17 protein-coding genes are annotated in these 21,429 nt (G+C 47.8%); 5 read left to right on the top strand and 12 right to left on the bottom strand.

Annotated features, from left to right (window positions below; all coding sequences use genetic code 11):
- The first annotated feature begins 375 nt into the window (after positions 1-375).
- Positions 376-1,332, top strand: coding sequence for a helix-turn-helix transcriptional regulator (locus AC4E8D_RS11255; protein WP_339183989.1), 957 nt, complete (start codon positions 376-378; stop codon positions 1,330-1,332).
- A gap of 35 nt (positions 1,333-1,367) precedes the next feature.
- On the top strand, positions 1,368-2,054 hold the full coding sequence (locus tag AC4E8D_RS11250; protein ID WP_339183987.1) for an AlkZ-related protein: 687 nt from the start codon (positions 1,368-1,370) through the stop codon (positions 2,052-2,054).
- 101 nt (positions 2,055-2,155) lie between these two features.
- Here AC4E8D_RS11250 and AC4E8D_RS11245 read toward each other — a convergent pair whose 3' ends face one another.
- Entirely contained in the window at positions 2,156-3,670 is a 1,515-nt protein-coding gene (locus AC4E8D_RS11245; RefSeq protein WP_339183985.1) for a UxaA family hydrolase, read from the bottom strand.
- Positions 3,667-5,184 carry a tagaturonate reductase gene (locus AC4E8D_RS11240; RefSeq protein ID WP_339183983.1) on the bottom strand — a complete coding sequence of 506 codons (1,518 nt, stop codon included), beginning with the start codon at positions 5,182-5,184 and terminating at the stop codon, positions 3,667-3,669. Before AC4E8D_RS11240 ends, AC4E8D_RS11245 begins: the two co-directional genes overlap by 4 nt.
- A gap of 141 nt (positions 5,185-5,325) precedes the next feature.
- On the opposite strand from AC4E8D_RS11240, the gene AC4E8D_RS11235 reads away from it, so the two are divergent.
- From AC4E8D_RS11235 to AC4E8D_RS11225, 3 genes are all read left to right on the top strand, one after another.
- Complete coding sequence (locus AC4E8D_RS11235; protein ID WP_133384292.1) at positions 5,326-6,252, top strand: AraC family transcriptional regulator; 927 nt, start codon at positions 5,326-5,328, stop codon at positions 6,250-6,252.
- A gap of 141 nt (positions 6,253-6,393) precedes the next feature.
- Complete coding sequence (locus tag AC4E8D_RS11230) at positions 6,394-8,382, top strand: GTP-binding protein (protein ID WP_490206243.1); 1,989 nt, start codon at positions 6,394-6,396, stop codon at positions 8,380-8,382.
- 14 nt (positions 8,383-8,396) lie between these two features.
- Positions 8,397-9,074, top strand: coding sequence for a tetratricopeptide repeat protein (locus AC4E8D_RS11225; protein WP_026081149.1), 678 nt, complete (start codon positions 8,397-8,399; stop codon positions 9,072-9,074).
- Positions 9,075-9,189: 115 nt separating this feature from the next.
- Here AC4E8D_RS11225 and AC4E8D_RS11220 read toward each other — a convergent pair whose 3' ends face one another.
- The 10 genes from AC4E8D_RS11220 to AC4E8D_RS11175 all read right to left on the bottom strand — a co-directional run bounded on the left by AC4E8D_RS11220 (position 9,190) and on the right by AC4E8D_RS11175 (position 21,154).
- Positions 9,190-10,254 (bottom strand): phosphotransferase, encoded by a 1,065-nt coding sequence (locus tag AC4E8D_RS11220; protein ID WP_490206242.1) that lies wholly within the window; start codon positions 10,252-10,254, stop codon positions 9,190-9,192.
- 92 nt (positions 10,255-10,346) lie between these two features.
- The gene (locus AC4E8D_RS11215; protein WP_490206241.1) at positions 10,347-10,973 is read right to left on the bottom strand and encodes a GDSL-type esterase/lipase family protein; all 627 of its coding nucleotides are present in this window, start codon (positions 10,971-10,973) and stop codon (positions 10,347-10,349) included.
- 198 nt (positions 10,974-11,171) lie between these two features.
- The gene (locus AC4E8D_RS11210; RefSeq protein ID WP_490206240.1) at positions 11,172-14,339 is read right to left on the bottom strand and encodes an MMPL/RND family transporter; all 3,168 of its coding nucleotides are present in this window, start codon (positions 14,337-14,339) and stop codon (positions 11,172-11,174) included.
- Positions 14,336-14,794 (bottom strand): MarR family winged helix-turn-helix transcriptional regulator, encoded by a 459-nt coding sequence (locus AC4E8D_RS11205; protein WP_221824248.1) that lies wholly within the window; start codon positions 14,792-14,794, stop codon positions 14,336-14,338. Before AC4E8D_RS11205 ends, AC4E8D_RS11210 begins: the two co-directional genes overlap by 4 nt.
- 218 nt (positions 14,795-15,012) lie before the next feature.
- On the bottom strand, positions 15,013-15,450 hold the full coding sequence (locus AC4E8D_RS11200; RefSeq protein WP_339307863.1) for a GNAT family N-acetyltransferase: 438 nt from the start codon (positions 15,448-15,450) through the stop codon (positions 15,013-15,015).
- Positions 15,451-15,513: 63 nt separating this feature from the next.
- Positions 15,514-16,500 (bottom strand): BadF/BadG/BcrA/BcrD ATPase family protein, encoded by a 987-nt coding sequence (locus tag AC4E8D_RS11195; protein ID WP_339307861.1) that lies wholly within the window; start codon positions 16,498-16,500, stop codon positions 15,514-15,516.
- Between the two features lie 68 nt (positions 16,501-16,568).
- A complete protein-coding gene (locus tag AC4E8D_RS11190) occupies positions 16,569-17,282 on the bottom strand; it encodes a class I SAM-dependent methyltransferase (RefSeq protein WP_339307859.1) in 714 nt (237 codons plus the stop codon).
- Positions 17,283-17,350: 68 nt separating this feature from the next.
- A complete protein-coding gene (locus AC4E8D_RS11185) occupies positions 17,351-18,304 on the bottom strand; it encodes an alpha/beta hydrolase (protein WP_339307857.1) in 954 nt (317 codons plus the stop codon).
- A 36-nt stretch (positions 18,305-18,340) separates the two neighbouring features.
- Positions 18,341-20,050 (bottom strand): ATP-binding protein, encoded by a 1,710-nt coding sequence (locus tag AC4E8D_RS11180; RefSeq protein WP_339308667.1) that lies wholly within the window; start codon positions 20,048-20,050, stop codon positions 18,341-18,343.
- A 15-nt stretch (positions 20,051-20,065) separates the two neighbouring features.
- The gene (locus AC4E8D_RS11175) at positions 20,066-21,154 is read right to left on the bottom strand and encodes a cobalamin B12-binding domain-containing protein (protein WP_339307855.1); all 1,089 of its coding nucleotides are present in this window, start codon (positions 21,152-21,154) and stop codon (positions 20,066-20,068) included.
- Positions 21,155-21,429: the final 275 nt, after the last annotated feature.

Genomic DNA, 21,429 nt, shown 5'->3' with positions numbered 1-21,429 from the left:
TGTCACATATTCGTTCCTTTTATACTTGTTATTGTCTTCAGCGAGGATATTGGTATAGATTTCAGACCTTTATCGTCTTCTGTAAGCCAAAAGCTGCTACTTCCCGTATCCGTCTACACCGGATACGGGTTTTTGGCATGATCTGTGGTCTTTTTGATAGAAGGAAATATCAGTATGCAAAGCGAATTGGACGAGAAACACATTTTAACAAAGCCTGCCGGAACATACTTGTGAATCCTGATGCTGATCCATTATAAAATAATGAACAGTTGAGATATATTGGTGACACTCATGATGTCACTTATTCGTTGTTACAATAGAAATATAACTACGACATCACTTTCCGGCGGCGCAGATCGAAACGGAGTGGCTGACATGAACAGAACAAATCGGCTTGCTGCCATTGTAATGGCATTACAGCATGGTCACGAAACGGCACACTCATTAGGCGAGAAATTTGAGGTTTCCCGTCGCACAATTCTCCGGGATATTCAGTCCCTCTCCGAGATGAATGTGCCCATTATTGCCATTTCCGGTCCGGGAGGCGGTTTCAGACTTATGGAGGGTTACGTATTACCCCCACTACAGCTGGACCCGGTAGAAGCAGCGACGCTCCTATTCGCTCTTGAAGGTCTAAGTCGCTACGCCGACACACCCTTTCATGAGAAACGCTGGACCCTGATGAACAAAGTTAAGGCCATCATTCCGGATGATATTATGTCGCGAATTGATCCTATGCTCCAACAGCTGTATCATCATATTCCAGACCGCAATTACATTCTTCCTCATCTGGACGCACTGCTGGCATGCATACCCGAACACGAGTGGCTCAGTGTGCTGTATCGCTCCGTATCGCGTCAGCGATGGTTGCATATCTGTCCCTCACGGGTATATGCTTCCTCCGGCTTTTGGTACTGTGAAGCATATTCCCTCGAACATGGTGAACAGCGTCTGTTCCGGGTTGACCGAATTACCGATGTCAAAGCGATCGAACCACAGGATGCACAGGTGCTTCACGAACAGGCCGAGCAACAGCAGAGCAAGCCGATCCCTCCAGAACAGCAGCCAACCCTGGTTAAGGCACAACTGAGTTATCGGGGAATGATTGAAGCTGAACAGGACGAGCATATTGGTGAAAAGATGATTGAAATTGCCCCGGATCTCTGGGAATTATCATTCCTTTGTCCACCAGGGGAATGGGACTGGGCCGTACGATTCTTTTACCGATTGGGACGTGAAGCTGAAGTGATCGAACCCCTCCAACTTCGCAGTGAGATTCGTCAGCATGCCGAGGAAGTGAGCCGGAGATACCTTGCTTCAACCAAGTCGTAGCCTGGACTACACACAAAAAGGAGCCTACTGATATCATGACATATGAAGCCGTTATAACGTACGAAGAAGCAGTACAGCGTATCCAGTCTATAGGGCTGCTGCCTCTGGCACCACTATTTGCCGAATATCCTTCTCTGTCATCGCTAACCCCCAAAGAACATTGGCACAAGGATGATGAATTCGATCCCTGGTTATGGCGTTCACGCCTGGCTGAGGAGGGCATTGCTGCCTATGGAAAATTTGTCAAAAAGAAAGCGCTTCTTGTCTCATCGGAATACTTCCCTTGGGTACACCGACTGCTTGCCGACTCCAGAACCATCAAGGAACAGTATGAAGCGGGTCTACTCTCCCGTGAAGCGTTCAAACTCCATGCGTTAGTTGCAGAACAAGAAGGCATCGATGGACGTGCCTTGCGATCACAAGCCGGTTTCGGGGCAAAAGAGGACAAAAAAACATTTGACCGTGGACTTCTGGACCTTCAGGGCTGTGCAGCCATTGTGATCAGTGGCACCAAAGAAAAAGAAGGGCTCGCAGAAGGCAAAGTCGCCTGGAACAGCTCCGCATACGAGACTGCTGGTCACTGGATGGAACGTCACGGCATTAAGCCATTTGAAGGCAGCATAGAAGAGGCACGTGAACTATTGATTGTGCAACTACAACAACATGCTTCACCTGCCGCATTATCAAGCATCTCCAAAGCGCTTGGCATCCGTGGAATCTAAATAAAGCCAATCCCGGTTGTAGTGCAAATTTCAACCGGAATTGGCTGTGGTTCATCATATAATGCAACCCAGACGATCAACAGCCCCCATCGACAATGGATTTAGAGAATTACGCCATCCTTGAATATGGCAATCTCCCGGAATCCATGCTGCTCACTGAGTGTGTGTGACCGTCCTGAAGCAATGTCAATCAGCTGGCTGAACAGCTGCACTTTCACCTCATCCATCGTGCGCCCCTCCAACAGCTGGCCTGCGTTGAAATCAATCCAGTGTTTTTTGCGATTCGCCAGATCAGATTGGGTCGCAATCTTGACGGTAGGTACCGGACCTCCGAAGGGAGTCCCCCGCCCTGTTGTGAAGAGCACAATATGTGCACCCGCCGCAGACAGTGCCGTTACAGATACCAGGTCATTACCCGGTGCTTCTACAATGTTCAGACCGGTTTGAGTTACACGTTTGCCATAGCGCAGCACATCGACTACGGAAGAACGTCCTCCCTTTTGCGTACATCCAAGTGACTTTTCCTCTAGCGTTGTGATGCCACCAGCCTTATTCCCAGGTGAAGGATTCTCATAGATGTTCTGGCCATGGTTTACAAAATATTGCTTGAATCCGTTCACAAGGTCTACCAAATCGTGAAATACCTGTTCATTGGCAGCCCGGTTCATTAAGATCGTCTCCGCACCAAACATCTCCGGAACTTCCGTCAGAATAGCCGTACCCCCGGCAGCAACCAGCATATCAGCAACCGCACCGACCAGCGGATTGGCTGTAATGCCAGATAAACCATCGGAACCACCACACTTCAAACCAATTTTGAGTTTGCTGAGCGGAAGCGGCTGCCGTTGTTCATGTTCAGCGATCTCCACAAGTTCTTCCATCAGTCGAAGCCCTTCCTCAAGCTCGTCATCCGTTTCCTGTGCTTTGAGAAACCGTACTTTGCCTCGGTATTCCGGAGCAATACACTCACGGAATTCATCGACCTGATTGTTCTCACAGCCCAGACCGATGACGAGCACGCCTCCTGCATTCGGATGCTCCACCAAGGAGGCCAGCAACTGTTGTGTATACTTCAGATCATCACCAAGCTGTGAACACCCGAATGGATGCGGAAAGTGAAATACACCATCTACCCGGCTTCCAAACTGGGACTGACCCATACGTGCCAAAGCTTCACACACTTTATTGATACATCCAACCGTATTCACAATCCAGATCTCATTACGAATACCTGCGTCACCATTGGGGCGCAAATATCCATCAAATGAGCGCAGATGTTCCGGAGGCATGTCCGTCTGAACCTGCGCGCCCGGCTGATACTCATATTCAAGCAATCCGTGCAGACCCGTCTTCAGGTTATGACTATGAATCCAGCTTCCCTGCTCAATCTGCTCTTGGGCAATCCCGATGGAGAAACCATACTTCATCACATCATCACCCGGTGCCAGGGTATGCACAGCAATCTTATGCCCCTTCGGCACGTCATCGAGCAATGTAAAGGAAACACCGTCTGGCAATGTAATACATTCTCCTTTGGCATAATCCCGAAGCGCTATAATGACATCATCCTGTGGTTGAATGGCAATCCAGTCATTGATTGTACTTGTTGTGTTCATTTCCCTTCACCTTCCAATAATCCGATTTCACGAACAAGTGCTGCACGCAGCCCTTCTCTTGCATCCAGATTTTCGCCCCAGATCAGGGTATCTGACAACACAGCCGCTACCCGGTTATCCAGTTGCTCCTGATCCCTGTTAAGCGTGTCATAACCGTCCCAGTGTGAAGCCAAAGCAATCAGGACATCCGGGTCATCCCGCAGCAGAATATCCTCCCCATTCAGTCGTTGTACCTTGTAACCTTCTGGCGTATTTACCGGACGATAGAGACACAATAATCCAGCAAACCCTTGAATTAAACGTTCTGGCCAACTTCCCTGATTTTGCTCGTAAGACAAAAGTGTTGGCAGCACACGCACCTTGAATTTTCCGATCGTATTCAAAGCAATATCTTGCAATTTGTGATTAATATACGGGTTAAGGAACCGTTCGAACACTTCTTCTGCATACTGGTCCAGCTGATGATCGGGCATATCCAGAGCAGGCACGATCTCCTGATGCACAGCTTCCCTGATCCATGTGCCAAAATGTGGATCTTCCATCGTTTCTCTCACATGCTGCTTGCCTTGCAGAATGCCGAGGGATGACATTAAGGTATGTGCCCCATTCAAAATACGAACCTTTCGTACCTGGAAAGGCTTCAGATCTTTCACCCAATGTACATTAAGACCTGCCTGCTTGAGAGGAAGTTTTTTGTCCAAGGATTCATCACCCTGAATGGCCCAGAAATGATATGGCTCTGCCGTATTAATCAACTGGTCCTCATACCCCCAACGATTTGTCAGGGAATCGGCTTCCTCCTGGGTCGGCGCACCTGTGACAATTCGGTCTACCAGATTGTTCAAGAAGTGATTATGGTTCTCGATCCATGAACGGAAGCCATCCGAATACCCATAATCCTCACTATGACGGAGGACACAACTGCGCAGCACATCACCATTGCCTTCAAGCAGCTCGCATGGCAGATGAATCAAACCTCTGGATGGATCACCATCAAATTTCAAATATCGCTGATGCAGGAAAACCGTTAATTTCCCCGGAAATGATTGGACCGGTTCACCCTCGATATAGTCCGCATACGTATATTTCAATCCTGATTCGGTTGTATTGGAAATAACGAACTCAAGTGAAGGCAGTTCCGCCAAGTTCAGAAAGGCATCCCATTCCTCATACGGATTGATACACTGTGAGAAAATAGAGATCAACTCTGTCCGCTCAACCGGCTTTCCTTGGGACAGACCACGCGTAATCATTGTATATAACCCATCCTGATCGCGAATCTGCTCCAGCTTGGCCTTGCCTCCCGGTCGTGGTTGGGTAACAGCTACACTTCCATGGAATTTGCCTTGTCTGGCACTCTCATGAAGCATCCAGTCTGCAAATCCCCGCAAGAAATTACCTTCTCCGATCTGCAAAACCTTCACGGGACGCTCCATAATCTCCTTGCACTTGCGCTGACCATCGCTCCCCAGTAAATTCAGCTTCAACCTTGGCCGTTTCGTGCTCGCCGACATGGACACTCACCTCATCGATTATTTGTACTGTCGGAATGCAGCTCGAAGGCTCTGCACCCTTTTATTGTAAACGCTTTAAATTCATTGTATCATCAATAAAAGGAAATTAAATTGCTTATATTGCGGTAAATATACTCTCTCATGACCAGGTATAACATCTCGTTGAAGACGATCGTCTGGAAAGGAGTCTTTATGGAACGTTCACCTGTTCGTACGACTATTCAAGCAGAATCCGGTATTCCGTTCCGCCTGGTGTACAGCGACACCAAATCCCCTCAGAACGAATTGCCAGATCACCTTCACGACTGGCATGAAATTATCTATGTATATCGGGGGCAGGGAAGCATCTTTATTGATACTGGACTTGAGAATATGCAAGAAGGAGATCTGTTCATTATACCGGGCAGCACGGTTCATCGAGCCTTGCCGGATGCAGGCAATCCTGTCACATCTTCCGCATTGTTCTTCAGCCCGGGATTGCTGGCATCCACCGCCGGAGGTGCTGCTTCTTCTTTGCTAAGCCTGTTTGAACGTTGTCGTAAACAACGCGTGTATAAGAGACATCTGAACACAGAGGAGCAATCACAGGTGGCCGCCCTCATTGATGATATTCAGACCGAATTCCAGCTCGGTCATCATCTAAGCGCACATGCGGCTCTGTTAAGGCTACAACTGTTGCTTATTTTTCTGGAACGTCTGGAAGCTGCGGGACCTGCGAATCCGGGTAAATCCGCTCCGGGTCCCTCCTGGCTCTCTTCTACGATCTCTCATATTGACGATAACCTTCGGAATGGCCTTTCCCTCCCTGAACTGGCGCAGTACGCCTCTGTATCCCCTGCCCATTTCAGTCGTGCCTTCAAACGATACACAGGTATGACTCTAACGGATTACGCATTAGCGCGAAGGGTCATTATGGCGAAAGAGCATCTGGTGCAAGGTGATGAGACGATGGCAGCCGTTGCCGATGCTTGCGGGTTCGACAGCCTGCCCCACTTTTACCGTCAATTCAAAAAATTAACCGGTACAACGCCCGCAGCTTACCGCAGAACCATGAACAGTTCTCGTTAAAATAGAACCAGACTGGACGTAGGTTCCTGGGTCTAATCATATATATCCACATATTCTTCCATATGGAAGATGTGGTATGATAATCTGGATTATTACTTGTCGGAAACATTGCATTCCGTTGTCAGAGGAGCTTAGCATTCCATGTTAAACGAATTAAATCGCAGGAATATTGGTTTCTTCGCCCATGTGGATGCGGGGAAAACAACCACCACCGAGCATATGTTATTTGAGAGTGGTGTCGTCCGCAGTCCGGGACGTGTAGATGACGGAACAACAGCCACAGACTCCTTGGACATTGAGAAAGAACGTGGCATATCCGTTCAGGCAGCCATGACCTCTCTGATCTGGAAGAACACCATCATTGACCTCATTGATACGCCTGGTCACATCGATTTCAGCTCCGAAGTAGAGCGAACGCTACGGGTAATGGATGGCGCTATTCTCATTCTGTCGGCAGTAGAAGGCATTCAGTCCCAGAGTGAAGCCATCTGGCATGCCCTTCGTTCACTTCGCATCCCAACCATCATTTATATTAATAAAATGGATCGGGTTGGCGCATCTGCCCCAGCGGTAATGGAGCAGATTCGTTCCAGCCTGTCCCCTTTCGCATGCGAAATCCAAACGTATCGGCTCCAGGAAGATTCATTTCATGGCATCGACTCCCTATGGAACCCGAATCAAGATTCTCTGTCAGATGGCACACCTTCCATTCCAGGTCTGGTCGAGATCCTTGCCGAGCTGGACGAAGAGGTCATGGAAGCCTACATCCAGGAGACTCCGTTATCGCAAAGGGATCTGAATGAAGCATTCCTGCGGTATGTGCATCAGGGTGAGATGTTCCCTGTGTGTTATGGCGCTTCCGGCAAAGGAATTGGTGTCACGGCATTGCTGGACATGGTCCTTGCATTCCTGCCCCCACCTGCACAACCAGTGGATTCTCCCGTATCGGGTGTTGTATTCAAGATTGAACGTAACCGTACGATGGGTCGCACGGCTTACGTCCGTATGTATGCTGGCAGCTTACACAATCGGGATACCATCCATAATTCGACGCGGGAGCTTGAAGAGAAAGTGACGCAGATTCGCCGCATGGATGGACGGAAATGGGCGGATACCGGTGCCGTTCACGCGGGGCAGATTGCTGCGCTGTACGGACTGAGTGACACACATGTGGGTGACATTATCGGCAATCCTGAGGGTGTACCTCCTCTGCCACAGATGGCTGTACCTTTGCTGACCGTACAAGTACATGGCAAGGACCCGGCACGTTACCCCGATCTTGTTGCAGCATTGCAAGAGTTGACGGATGAAGACCCCTTACTCGACCTGCAATGGTTGCCGGAGGAACGTGAACTGCATCTCAAGGTCATGGGAACCATTCAGCTTGAGATTTTATCCAGCCTGTTGCTAAGTCGTTTCGGATTGGATGTCGTGTTTGATCCGCCATCCGTCATCTATAAGGAGACACCACGTACAGCCGGAGAAGGTTACATCGCCTATACGATGCCTAAGCCCTGCTGGGCCATCCTCCGCTTCAAGATTGAACCTTTGCCTCGCGGAAGCGGTCTGATCTATGCCTCAACCGTAAGGACAGATGATCTGCTGTTACGTTATCAGAATGAAGTTGAACGACGAATTCCGGAAGCCTTGTCTCAAGGTATGCTCGGTTGGGAAGTCACCGATCTGCGCATCACGCTGGTGGAAGGGGAACATCATGTCTGGCATACACATCCGCTGGATTTTGTCGTAGCCACGCCTATGGGAATCATGGATGGATTGTCGAGAACAGGTACCACGTTGCTGGAACCCCTTCTTCAGTTCCGGCTGACGGTCCCGGAAGAATACGGCGGTAAGGCCCTTAGCGATCTGGTACATATGCGGGCAACCTTCGAAGCCCCCGTCATTGGTAGCGGACGTTGTATCATTGAAGGAGTTATGCCTCTTGCCACCTCAATGGATTATCCGGTGAAACTGCGTTCCGAGACAAGCGGACGCGGGGTGCTTACGACTTCGTTTGCCGGATACCAGGATTGTCCTGCGGATGTGAATCATGCTCGCAAACGCAGAGGAGTTAACCCGTTGGATCAGTCGAAATATATTTTAAGTGTACGAAACGCGATTACATCATAAATGGAGTTGAACCTGTGCTTATTAAATTTCTTATCTTTGGCCTTCTATGGCGGATTGTAGGTAATCCGTTCATTGCCATCCTCATTTTACTCGTTATACTGTATTTCCTGGATCGTCGTTACGTTGGGGTGTTCCCAAGCTTCACGAAACCTCTCAAACGTATGCGTAACATCTCCCGGCTTCGGCAACAGCTTGCCATGAGTCCTAATGAAGTTTCTTCCAAGCTTGAACTGGCTCGCCTGTTAATTGAGCGCAAGCGTTACAGTGAGGCACATGCCTTATTGCTTGAACTGGAGCGCCCATACGAACAATCGGCTGAGTACTGGGAGGCACTAGGGACGACTGAGCTTCACCTGGGTAACATCGAAAAAGGCGAACGTCATATATTACAAGCTCTCGAGATCAATCCCAGAGTCAAGTATGGACGCCCGTACCTAACCCTTGCTGGAGCGTTCAAAGATACGCATGAGGACAAAGCGCTGGATTATGTGCATCAGTTTCAGGAGATTCATTCCTCTTCCAGTGAAGCTTATTATCTGCTCGGCTCGGTTCACCGTTCCCTCGGACGCAATGCAGACGCGAAGCAGGCATACGAGCAATCGTTGAACGTTTATCGTTCGTTACCCAAATACAAAAAACGTCAGGAGCGCCGCTGGGCTGTCCGCAGTTGGTTCCGCAAACGTGGATTGTAATGTCATCCGCTATACGCTGTAATCTTCATACATCACTTTTCTAACCAATAAAAGTGCACTGATCTCTGCCCTCGTATGAGCAGAAACAGTGCACTTTTATTCTTAACAACGATATTTAATACACCAATATCTCATGCAGTCGTTCTTCATGAAGACGCATCCAGTCAATCCGCTGTTTGAGTTTCACAATCTGCTCCACAGCCACTTCCGGCTCATCTGTACCCTCAAACATCCGACTGATGAAATGCATGACCACATCCAGACTACGCAGCAAAATTAATCGAGGTATGGCCAGCAACTCTTCCGGTTCCAGGCTGACCTGTTCCCGAAATCCCCTGATCAGTCCCTCCTGTGCCTGCCACATCCAATCTTCACTCTTGTCCATGGTAAGGAGGTCAGACATCGGAACAGCCAGCTCCATTACCCGCAAGTCCCATGTCGCAAATTCAAAATCCAAAATGGCACAGATTTCACCATCCAGCTGCTGATCTACCAATACATTCGAGGCATTCACGTCCCCATGAACCAATTGATGCGGCAGATGTTCCATACCACGCAGAGCTTCAAAAAGATCTGGCAGCGCATCTCTCAGTTGCTTCAATTCATTCGCACATGCGGCCAATTGCTCGGGCGGCGATGTGCATAGCTGTAATAATCGTTCTGGTGAACAGAGCGGATACGCATCCTGAATTCGATAGTATGGTGGATACACAGGTTCAAGTGGTATATCCAGCGTAGCCATAACAGAAGACAGGGCCCCCGCCGCTTTACCGAGCCCTATCAATTGATCTGGTATATGCCAGATGGGATTGACGCCTTCCCTATAATGAAACAGAGTCACGATTTTGGTATGACCTGTGAGGGTATCTTTTACAGGAAGGAATGTACCTCTCTCACCAGATAACCGCCTTACAGGTGAAGGTGTATCAAGCTTAAAGTTCGAACGTTGGAGGGCTGCCAGCACCTCGTGTTCAAAGGCGATTTTCATCGGATCATTATGTGTTTCATATTGTCTCATGACGTAATTAGTCCCGTCTACCTGGAGCATGTAAGTAGAATTATTCATCCCACCCTTTCCACGCTCGCCTTTCCAGTCCGATGTGAAACCATATAAGGCCAACACTTCGGATATACGCTGCTGCTCTGAAGGATGGAGGGAACCGGAATCGATGTTTTGCACCAAAAATTAACCCCTTTATCTCACAAAATGGAACGGTCTTCTATTTATCTTAAAGGAAGTCCATCGCTTGGTCTAGTTCTGCTCCAAAGTGATCAAGAGAATGGATAGTATCCCGTCCGATTAAGCTGCTCTGCAATGACACGATATCCTCTTGCATTGGGATGTACTCTGTCCCAGAACAACAGTTCACGCTCACGACCTTCAAACCTGTCATACACCTGAGCACACGCATAGTTTCCCGATCCCGCACCATTCAAAAACGAATTATATTGGCGTACCCAGTACGCAGCTTCCGTCGCTTGTGGATACGGGTTGTACAATCCGATGGATCGGACCATATACTCATGGTTACCCTTTAACTGCCGAATGTGCCGCATGATCTGGGATACATTACTGCGGGTTTCTCCGAGCACCTGTGTCATTTTGCTGGCATTTGGAATGCCATTACTTGCTTTAAACGTACGAATCAGATCATTCCCGCCAATGGATAGGGTAATGATATCCGCTTCACGGAGCGATTGCCGTACACAGGGATGCGAAGAGATCATCTGCAACATTTCCCCCGACGTCAGTCCATTCACGCCCATATTTTCCATGGATACAAACGTACGAACATTCATTTCCGCCATTCGCCGATATAAAGGAACAAAGCCGGTGCCCAGCAACGCTCCTGTACCTACCGTTAATGAATCGCCTATAGCCACATATCGATATACCATCCCGTCGCCCCTCTCTGCTGTGATGTCTCTGAACAATAATGAACTGCTCTATATCTTATGATGAGTGGGACGACAAAGCGCGGGACGGTGTCCTTAGGCATGCACCTTTCTTTTGCACAAGTTGCAGCTTTCCTGTAGAGGCAAAAAATAAAAAAGCCCTGCCGCATAACGCGGCAGAGCCAGATTCATTGCAATGCATTACATGCCTATGGTCCGATCCGAATCAACGGAATCTGATTGTTCCTTGTTCGGGAATGGCCACCAGTTGGCCCGGCCAAACATCTTCACCATCACTGGGACGAAGAATGGCAGGAACAGCAGAGAGTACAAGATCAATCCGCTAAGGACTACTGTGGCAATCTGCATCATCGAGAGAACACCGGATGGATACATGGCAGCAAATGTACCGCTCAGAATGACCGCGGCAGATAGAATAACGGTGCCCATGTTTTTCATCGCGTACAACATGGCATCCTGTACTTTCATGCCTTTGTTCTCATTGAAACGGTCCATCAGGAAGATGCTATAATCCACACCGAGTGCAATCAGCATAACAAATCCGAAGAACGGAGTAACCCAGCTGATGCCTGCGAATCCGAGGATATTAACAAAGATCACTTCGGTTAACGCCATCGATGTGAAATAAGCCAGTAATAAGGAAACGATCAGATACAATGGCATAATGACTGAGCGGAGCAGCACAACCAGAATAATAAATGTGCCTGCCAGCATCAGCATTACAGTACGTGTATAGTCGTTATTCGAGATCTCCTGCAGATCTGCAAATGTGCTGGTAACTCCGCCTATGGCGATGTCTGCTTTTTCAAGAGTACTGCCTTGTACCGCGCGATGTACAGCCGCCTCAATGTCAGGGACACGATCAATGGCTTCTGTTCCGTATGGATTTTCGGCGAAAATAACATCAATCGTCATCGTTTTCCGATCTTCAGACAGATACGTATCAAATACCTGTGTGAAGTCTTTGCTGTTCAGTGCTTCATCAGGAACGTACCAACCTGCCAGATCGGAATCTGGTGAATTTTGCAATTGCGTCAGGTAGTCCTGCGCTGAATCCAGTCCCCCGGATACCTGTTTAATACCATCGACACTTTGATTCAAGCCATCTGTCAGTTGTGTTAGCTGACCACTCAGATCCGAGAAGCCTTGCTGAATTTTCTCCTGACCACCCTGAAGCTGGCCAAGTCCATCCTGTATGGAAGGAATTTCGCTAATCACTTTGCCTTGACCATCTGCAGCCTGTTTGAGACCGGATTGCAACTGACCAATTCCTGTTACAATTTGACCCAGGCCATCGGCAAGCGCCTTTTGTCCGGCTGCGGCGGAGGCAAACCCTTCATTGGCCTGATTAATTCCAGCAGCGGCTTCCCCAAGTTTGGTCTTAATCTGACCCAGACCTTGAGCAAGCTGCGCTGTGCCAGAACCTGTTTCACCAATCGTGCCTTTAATACGCTGGTAATCAGCATCTTGCTGCAATTCAGGATAACGCTCTTCAAGTGCTGTGAAGGATTCGGACAGACTGGTTAGAGCTGATGAAACCCCGTTCAGCTGTTGTTCCAGTTCGCGGGTTCCATCCCCCAGTGCAGCGACTCCTGCTCCCGCCTGACGATAGGCTTCAAGCAACTGATTGTTCGCCTGTGCAAGTTGATCTGCACTTGTTTTGGCTTGCTGGAGCCCTGCCTTCAGATCCCCTGCACCTGCCGAACCATCTCGAATGCCTTTTTCAATCTGCCCAAGTCCCTGACTGAGTTGCGTGATACCCGATTGCAACTGGGAGGTTCCTTTGGTAAGTTCACCTGCTCCATCAGCAGCTTCTTTTAACTGTGGTTCATTCTTACTTAGCTGACTGCTGGCTTCACTCAGACCATCACGGATTTTGTCCAGACCCGTCTTGCCTTCACCCAGTCCATCCGATAATGTTCCCACTTGCTGTGTAACTTCAAAATCTTTAATCTCATCCCCCGTAGGTCGTGTCATACTGCGGACACCAGCGACTCCGGCTACTTTCTCTACTTCCCGGCTAATTTTCTCGGCAACGGCCATATACTTCGCATTATCCATCGCTTCATCGTTCTGAATAACGATCTGACCTGGCAGCGATTCACCCGGACCAAAGCTGTCAGAGATAATGTTGAATGCTTTTACGGAATCATATTTCTCACCAATCTCATCGAGACTATTAAACGACAGTTTGCCATCGTAGGTTGCCAGAAGAGGCACACAGACAGCTGCAACGATGAGCAGCGCAGCCCATGGACGTTTAAGTGAAAAGCGACCAGCTGCACCATAGATCTTGCTCTCGGCGTGTTCAAGTGAACCCTTCGACGGCCAGAATAACCTCTTGCCCAGCACCGCCATGAAGAATGGCACGATAGTCACCAAGGCAAGCATCATCACAGCAATACCTACAGCTACGGCAACCGCAGAACGGTACAACATAAACTGGGCAAATCCGATTGCAATGAATCCAACCAGTACAGCTAGTGCTGAGAAGAGTACCGTTTTACCGGCAGTACGATAGGTGGCAATGATGGCATCCCACGTATTCTCATGATGAGCCAGTTCTTCCTTGAACCGACTGATCAGCAGGATGCAGTAATCCGTACCAATCCCGAACATGACGGCGACCATAAAGATCTGTGTAAATGTGGATATCGGGAAGTCGAGCCCATCCACCAGGAATGCAACAATCTGTTGCGATACAATGTAACTGATCCCCACCGTCAGCAGCGGTACAAACGGAGCTACAAACGAACGGAAGACCAGGAACAGAATGAGTAAAATAAAGACAACGGTAATATATTCCGATTTCTTAAGCCCCTCTTGGGAACTTTCAATGGTGTCCTCATCAATCAGACCTTTACCGGTTATGTAGTGCTCCACATTGACGGACTTCAATGCTTCATTCAGGTCTTCACGCATTTCCTTGACCGTACGATCTCCCTGATCAATGGATAGCGATGTTAGAATCGTTTTGCCATCAGCTGAGATCATCTTCTCTGACAGTTCAGGCTGAGAGAAAGGTTCCAGAATGGACAGAATGCCCAGCTTCTCCTTGTCGGCCTCCAAGTTTTTAACGGCCTTCTCTGCTTCTTGTTTCCCCGTGGTACCCAGCCCATCGGGATTATAGAATACAAGGGCGATCTGGCTGCCTTGCTGCTCTCCCTTTTGTGCTGCAGCTTCATTCAGAATCGCCGCTGCCTGGGTGGAAGAGTACCCTTCCGGAACCGAAAACTGTCCCTTTTCCCGAATCAGTTCACTCATGTTAGGGGCGGTAAACATCAGCACGGCAGCTACAACAACCCATAGCCCCATTAACCACCATCTTGCTTTTAGTATCGTTCTCATTCGTTCTCCTGTCCTCCTTCATGCGTTAGCAAAGCTGCAAGCTTCTCAAAAGATTCAATGAAAATCCGAACCTCTTCCGGTTTAAAATGAACCAGATACGGCTCCAGAATCTGCTGTATTTCCTGTTCTGTTTCCCTGTATACCTGTCGTCCGGTATCCGTCAGTGTCAGATATACAACGCGGCGGTCGCGTTCATCCCCGGCCCGATGGACCAAATCGCGATCCACCAGCTTGTTGACCAAAGCAGTAATGCTGCTCTTGCCTATGCACAGAAGCTCTGCCAGATCAGAGGGTGTGCAGAAAGGTTTCTCTTCAATCAGACGAAGTGCGCAGAACTGATCGGTCGTTATGGTCTGCCCCACTTGTTCGCGTATCCGCGTATCAAACCGCTTATTGACCATAAAGGAAGCATCCAAATAGCGGTTCACCAAACTTTTTGCATCCGGTGTAGTCATTCTTCATTCTCCTTTCCCGAATCTATATAGTTCACTTAACGAACTATTCTTCTGTGAAACTATTCTATAATGAAACAATCTCACAAAGCAATACTTTTTTCCTGCTTTTTTGATGAAAACGACAAAAAAACAGGACGTCCGACTCAGCTCATTGCCAAATCCAACATCCTGTAATGATTATAATCCATATATTCCTAAAGTAATAAAAGGCCTCTGTGCTACTCTTCGTCTGTATCTTCCTCTTTTTCGAGCACACAACGGAATCGCTCCACACCTGGGTATAATTCACCCAGACTATATACCACAAACCCCGTATTCCGATAAAACTCGACGGCTTCCAGCTCGGTCTCCGCAATCAGTCTATCTGGATTGTATGTTGCCAACAGCTGTGAGATCATACCACGTCCATAATTTTTAAAGCGGTTTTCAGGTAAAACCGAGATATGATGAATGGTAACCTCACTTGTTCCTGTTTTCTCATATCCAATCAGACCGATCAATTGTCCCTCATCTTCGTAACCGGCCATTTGCAGTTCGTCTCTCTCTACATATTGTTGCAACGCACGGTTCAAGTGATCCGGATCAGGAAAGACCGAGTAGGACAACAGCTCCTGTACTTCCGGTTCCTGTATGCGTGATTTCAGATTAATTAACACCTTGATTCCTCCTATACCTTGCTTGTTTCCGTTATCGTATTGTAGTCGTTAGCCTCTAAAAGTTCAAGTCGTGTGCCGATTCAGCTCCGATTGAAGCACAGTTGAGATGTTATCCGATACGTTGATCTGCGCCAAATGATAGGCATCCAGCAGCGCACCCCCAACTGCCAGCAAGTTACTGGTTATGTATTGAATTCTTTTCCCTTCGGGCCTATAGGCAGCATCCAGTCCTTTCTGAACAGCCTCCACCATATATGGTGAACGCAGACAGCTTCCGGTAAGCGTCATGGACACTGTGGGCTGATCGAAACAGGATGCCAGCATGAGGATTCCCACAACAGCCGTATCGGCAGCCGAGTCGCACACCCTAACTGCGAGGGGAATATTGCGAGTAGCAGCTTCAGTCACCATAGACGCCATCTGACCAAATTTTCGGTTGGTCGCCTGTTTATTTTCGGCAAAACCGGCTATCCCCAGCGCAGCGAGCTCTCGAATTGAGGCAACATTCCAATACGTTAAAACCTGCTCAACCCATTCTTGATCCTGCAACTCATAACGTCCAGCCAGTATGGAATGAACCGTGTCGTAAGCCAGAAAACGTGCTGCTGTCGGCGCATAATGACCGAACTGATCATTGCGGAGCCAAGCTCCCTGTTCGGTTCTGCCAAGGATCAGAGATCCTGTTCCTCCAATAGCGACAATACCTGGCTCACCGTCGAAGGCCGCTGTATGTGCGATGTGCGTATCGTTTACCGCACTGATCCTGCCTGTAATCCCCGTACGAGCGAGTAATGCCTCCGCCCAAACTGTATCTTCAGGTCGATTCAGACCTGCCATTCCGGCCTGAATGGCAGCGATCTGATCTGATTGGAGTCCAGCCTGAGTTATGGCTTCAGCGATACCCTCCAGCACATTTTGCTCAGCATTGGTATCGTGATAACGGTTGCAACCATTCTTTTGCACATAGGATACAATCTTCCCGTTCTGATCTGCGACAGCCACACGCGTGTGGCTCCCTCCTCCATCGATCCCTATTACATATGTATTCATCCTTAACGATCTCCCTTCAAACCACACATTAAGAGTGCCGGGTCCATGGTCAGGTCCCGGCAGAGAATTCATTGCTTTTGTACAGCAAAACGAAGCAGTTCACAACGAAATTGTGTCGGTTCATCATACTTTTCCTCTTCAATCGTCTGTGTAACATGTTCCTGAAGCAGAATATTCCATCCTTTGTAGACATCCTCCAGCAATGCGATCGCTTCAACTGTCGACAAGTTCAGTTCAATTAATGGTTCAATCTCCTTGCCTGTATTGATTTCTTTTTCCTCCACATTGGTACTCATGGTAATACAATGAATACCACCTGTGCGAGTTCCGGCCTGTAACCGGTCTATCGCTTCCATGAAGGCTTGCTTATTGGAGACATGCTCCAGACAAGAACAAGCAGCGATATAATCAAAATAGTTTGGTTCCACAGCATAATGTTCAACATCTGCTTTCACTGCCTGCACGATATGATCAACCTGATATTCTTTCGCATACTTGCGAAGTCCGTCTACTGCCTCATCCAGCAAATCCACACCGATGACTTCACTGTTCGTTTTAGCAAGACGCTGTGCAATCGGTATCGTATGCCTCCCCACTCCGCATCCCAGATCGAGGACACGCAATTCCTCCTTGTGAGCAAGTAGACGTTCCAGCATATCCATCACCATAGGCATGGGCCTCGACATCCAGGTACCGGAGGCGAATAATTCATTATTCTGATAGAAGTTGGAATGATAACCTGCCTCTGCTTTTCGCGCAGTCTCAAATTGTTCGTTTCCCATCAAGATACCCCCATCGTTTAGAAAATGATTTGCATCTTCTACTTAATACCCAGATTGTCACAAAAAAATCAATTAAAAGCAGGCGACAGATTTTTCTTCATAAAGGATTCCAGTGCCGCCTCATATCCAGTGCGATCGACTTGAAACGCTGTGCCATGGCCCGCACGGGGGACGGTCAGCAATTCCTTTTCGGTTGGGCAAGCTTCATACAACCTGTACACCATTTCCGTTGGTACAAACGTATCAGCCTCACCGTGGATGAATAACACGGGAACGTTAACTTTGGCAAGCTGCTTGAGAGCCGAAGCCTCTCTAAAGGAATACCCTGCTTTCCATCGGGAGATTAGACTTGTGACAGGTATAAACGGAAATGCAGGAAGCTTGTATAATTGCTTTAACTGGAACGTCAGTTCTTCTTCTACGGATGTATACGCACAATCAGAGATAATCGCTTTAACCTGAGTCGGCAGGGCTTCACCACCTGTCATCAGTACGGTTGCTCCTCCCATGGATATGCCGTGCAATAGGATTTCCCCTTGTGTACCCACTTTTTCAAGCACCCAGTTGGTCCACTTGACATAATCCTTCCGATCTAACCAACCAAAACCGATGATATCACCTTCGCTCCGGCCATGACCCCGATCATCTGGCATGAGTACGTTATAACCGTGCTTTTCCGCATAAAACCGGGCAAACCCAGCCATTTCTCTGCCTCTCCCCGAATAACCATGTGCCAGAATAACCGTCTGATCCGACCCTTTATTGGAACCGAGCCATGTACCATACAGTTTTAATCCATCATGTGATTGAAGAGATATCTCTTCTGTAGGCTGAGCATCCAGCCACTTCAGGTCAGAAGCACTGCTAATGATTTCATTGTCCGGTTCAGGCATCAGATTCGGATTATCCACCAAAAATGTTTTTGGCGTACGGCGAATGGCCGTTTTGAAAAAATAAAGCCCACCTGTCCACAGAAGAGCAAGAACGATCAGTACCAGTGCTGCAAGTACGTAGAATAACATGAACGAGTCCTACCCTCTTTCCTCATTAAGATATGTTCAATCTTTACTTATTTGTTGCAGTGATGCACATGCTGCTTGATAGGCGGGTAACAAAGCATCCAGCAAAGGTTCTGCTTTCCGTGATTGACCTTCCTTCGCGAACTGCTCTACCCGGGCAAACAAAGTTGATAAATAACGAATCCCCAGACTCAGACTCCCTGATTTCAAATCATGGGCTACCTCGGTTGCAGCAACATGGTCGCCCGACACAATATGTCTACGCAGCACCTCAATCTTTCCGGGTGTTTCGGTACGATACATGTCCAACAATATACCGAGGAGTGTACGATCGCCATCGGTGTTTAATTCCGCAATCTCATGTACGATGCTCATATTTAGTACCTCGGTTGGTTCGGAGGATTGCTGCCACTTCTGGATCATCTTACTCAGAATTTCCAGCGTGAAGGGTTTGCCAATAAAGTCATTCATCCCGACTTCCATACACTTGTCTTTCTCTTCCTGCATCACATTACCTGTCATTGCAATAATGGGTGTGGTATGGCGCATTTCATCCATTTCTATAGAGCGAATTTTGCGTGTTGCCTCCAAACCGTCCATTAATGGCATCATATAGTCCATGAGAATCAAACTGTATTTTTTGCTGAGAAAAGCAGCTATTGCCTCTTCCCCATTCACTACAGCGTCCACTTGGGTTATTCCCAGTTTTTTGAGCTGCAATATAACAAGCTGCCGGTTGATGACATTATCATCGGCCAGCAATACAGATACAGAAGGAGCTTCATCATCCATATTCTGCCCCTGATGCTCTTGAGTGGAAGCAACGGACGGGTTAGTGGACTGGTTACCGTCTTTCTTACCAAGTGTAAGTTCGAACCAAAATGTTGATCCTTCACCCTCCTGACTGTCTACTCCAATCTGACCTTCCATCAGTGTAACGAGCGACCTGCAGATCGATAATCCAAGGCCCGTTCCTCCATATTCACTTGAGCGTCCTCGTTCAGTCTGCATGTAGGGTTGAAATAACTGGTTCTGATCTTCTTCCGAGATACCAATCCCCGTATCTTCGACTTCAAAGCGAATCATTTGTGTAATCTCATCATCTTTCATAAGGGTGACTCTTATCCGCACCGTACCTTCTGATGTGAATTTGTTCGCATTCTGAATTAGATTGATCAGTATCTGTGTGATTCTCGTTGAATCCCCTACAAGAAGAGTAGAGATTCTGGGGTCACAGTCTATCGATAACTGATTTCCGTTCTTTCTGACTTGGGGTTCGAGCAAACGAATAATATAGTTTATCGTCTCTTGCAGATCCACTTCTCCCAGTTCAAGTCGCATCTGACCCGCCTCAAGTTTGGACAGATCCAGAAGATCCTGAATTAGCTTAAGCAGCAGTTTGGCAGCATCCTGTATAACGGAAACGGAATTCTCCTGTTCTTCAGACAAGGGGGACAACTTAAGCATCTCAGCCATCCCCAATATTCCATTTAATGGCGTGCGAAAATCATGACTGATGCCTGCAATAAATGCGTTTTTTGAATCACCCGCATCTACTGCTTGCTGACGTGCAGCTTCAAGACTTTTATTGTTCTTCGCAAGCAGACGCTGGAGTGTCACCAGTTCATTATTCATATCCGAGAATTCCGAGAGTGTCCGTTCCTCTTGCTCTTTACTCCTGATCATCTGATCCGATAACTGCTCAATCGTTCTGCGTAGCCTCTGTATCTCTCCGCTCTCATTAGACATCACATCATCCCTCTCCTAATCCCTAACCATATCAAGATGATTACATGCAGCTGGCTGAGCCAGTAATTGTTCTGCAACCGCTACCGCTTCATCGGCTCCTGGAGCATAACCGTCAGCTCCTATCGTTTTCCACAACTCCTGATCAATATTGAAGGGATATCCCCCAACCATAATCTTCACATGTGCCGTTGCCGGATGATGACGGATCAGATGAATCAACTCTTTGGCCAGATGAAGGTGATACGTCATCGTAACTGAAATCGCAACAACATCGCCCTGATGCCGCACTATAGCCTCTATTACACTTCCATTGGGAACATTGGCTCCCAGATAGTGCGTATCCCAACCTTCCATCTCGAACACATCTGTGAGCATACGCAGTCCGATCTCATGTTGTTCACTGCCTACACAGGTAGCCACTAGTTTTTTATCCTGACCTGTATGAATCAACCAGCGGGAATAAAGACGTGAAATGAATGACTGGGTCGCTGCCGTACAAAAGTGTTCTTGCCCCACACTGATACGATGGCATTGCCACAATCGTCCAATTTCATATTGGGTGGGCTGAAAGATATATCGATAAATATCACGAATCGTCACCCCAGCTTCTAACTGGGCTTCAATGATCTCGAAGGCTTCTGTCCGTTTATTCTCCAGCAAACACTGTAAGTACGATTGCGCGGCATCTGCATATGGCATGGATTCGTTGATGTAACCCGCCTGTGACTCCATGTGTGTTGCTCTATATATTCCCATCTCCAGATACTCGAGCAGAAGTGCCTTTGACGGATGGTCAAATTCTTCTTCCAATGTCTCTTTGATCAGATTGAGATTAATAATAAGGTCTTCTGGTGATACCTTATAACCCTCAAGTAGAACTTTCAGCCAGGCAATATAATGAGTAAACAGACCTGGACTCTGTACGAGCGCACTTTCTGCCAAATAGTTCAAGCTATACTCCGAATCCTGTTTGGTTCGCATTTTTCCATTCTCGCCAAATCGCTCAAGTAAATCAGGCTGTCTGAGATACTGTTTCTCCGTTATTTTATCAGCTAAGTTTGCAGATTCTTGGAGCAATCGTTCTCCTGCTTCTTGATGACTCATAGATGCCCCCCTCCTCATACCCGCATCACACTCAATCTTCATTCGTGGCTAATCCAGAATGAGATCAATGTTAGCTAACTTGCAATCGGGATAGGTTCTTCTACTTATTCCAATCCATCCATTCCGCTCTTAATTGTTCTGTTCCATTATACATGAACTTTCGATAATCATTTTTTACACACGATGGATGTATAGAACAATCTTCCTATATTATGGAGAGCCTTGCAAGTCAGTCAGCCAGTATATGCCTGTACTTTTCGAGTTCCACAAAAAAA

It is taken from the genome of Paenibacillus sp. SRL342, from assembly GCF_984798905.1.
Note: the sequence above shows the minus strand (reverse complement) of the source record. Positions and strands in the feature narration are given on the sequence as shown.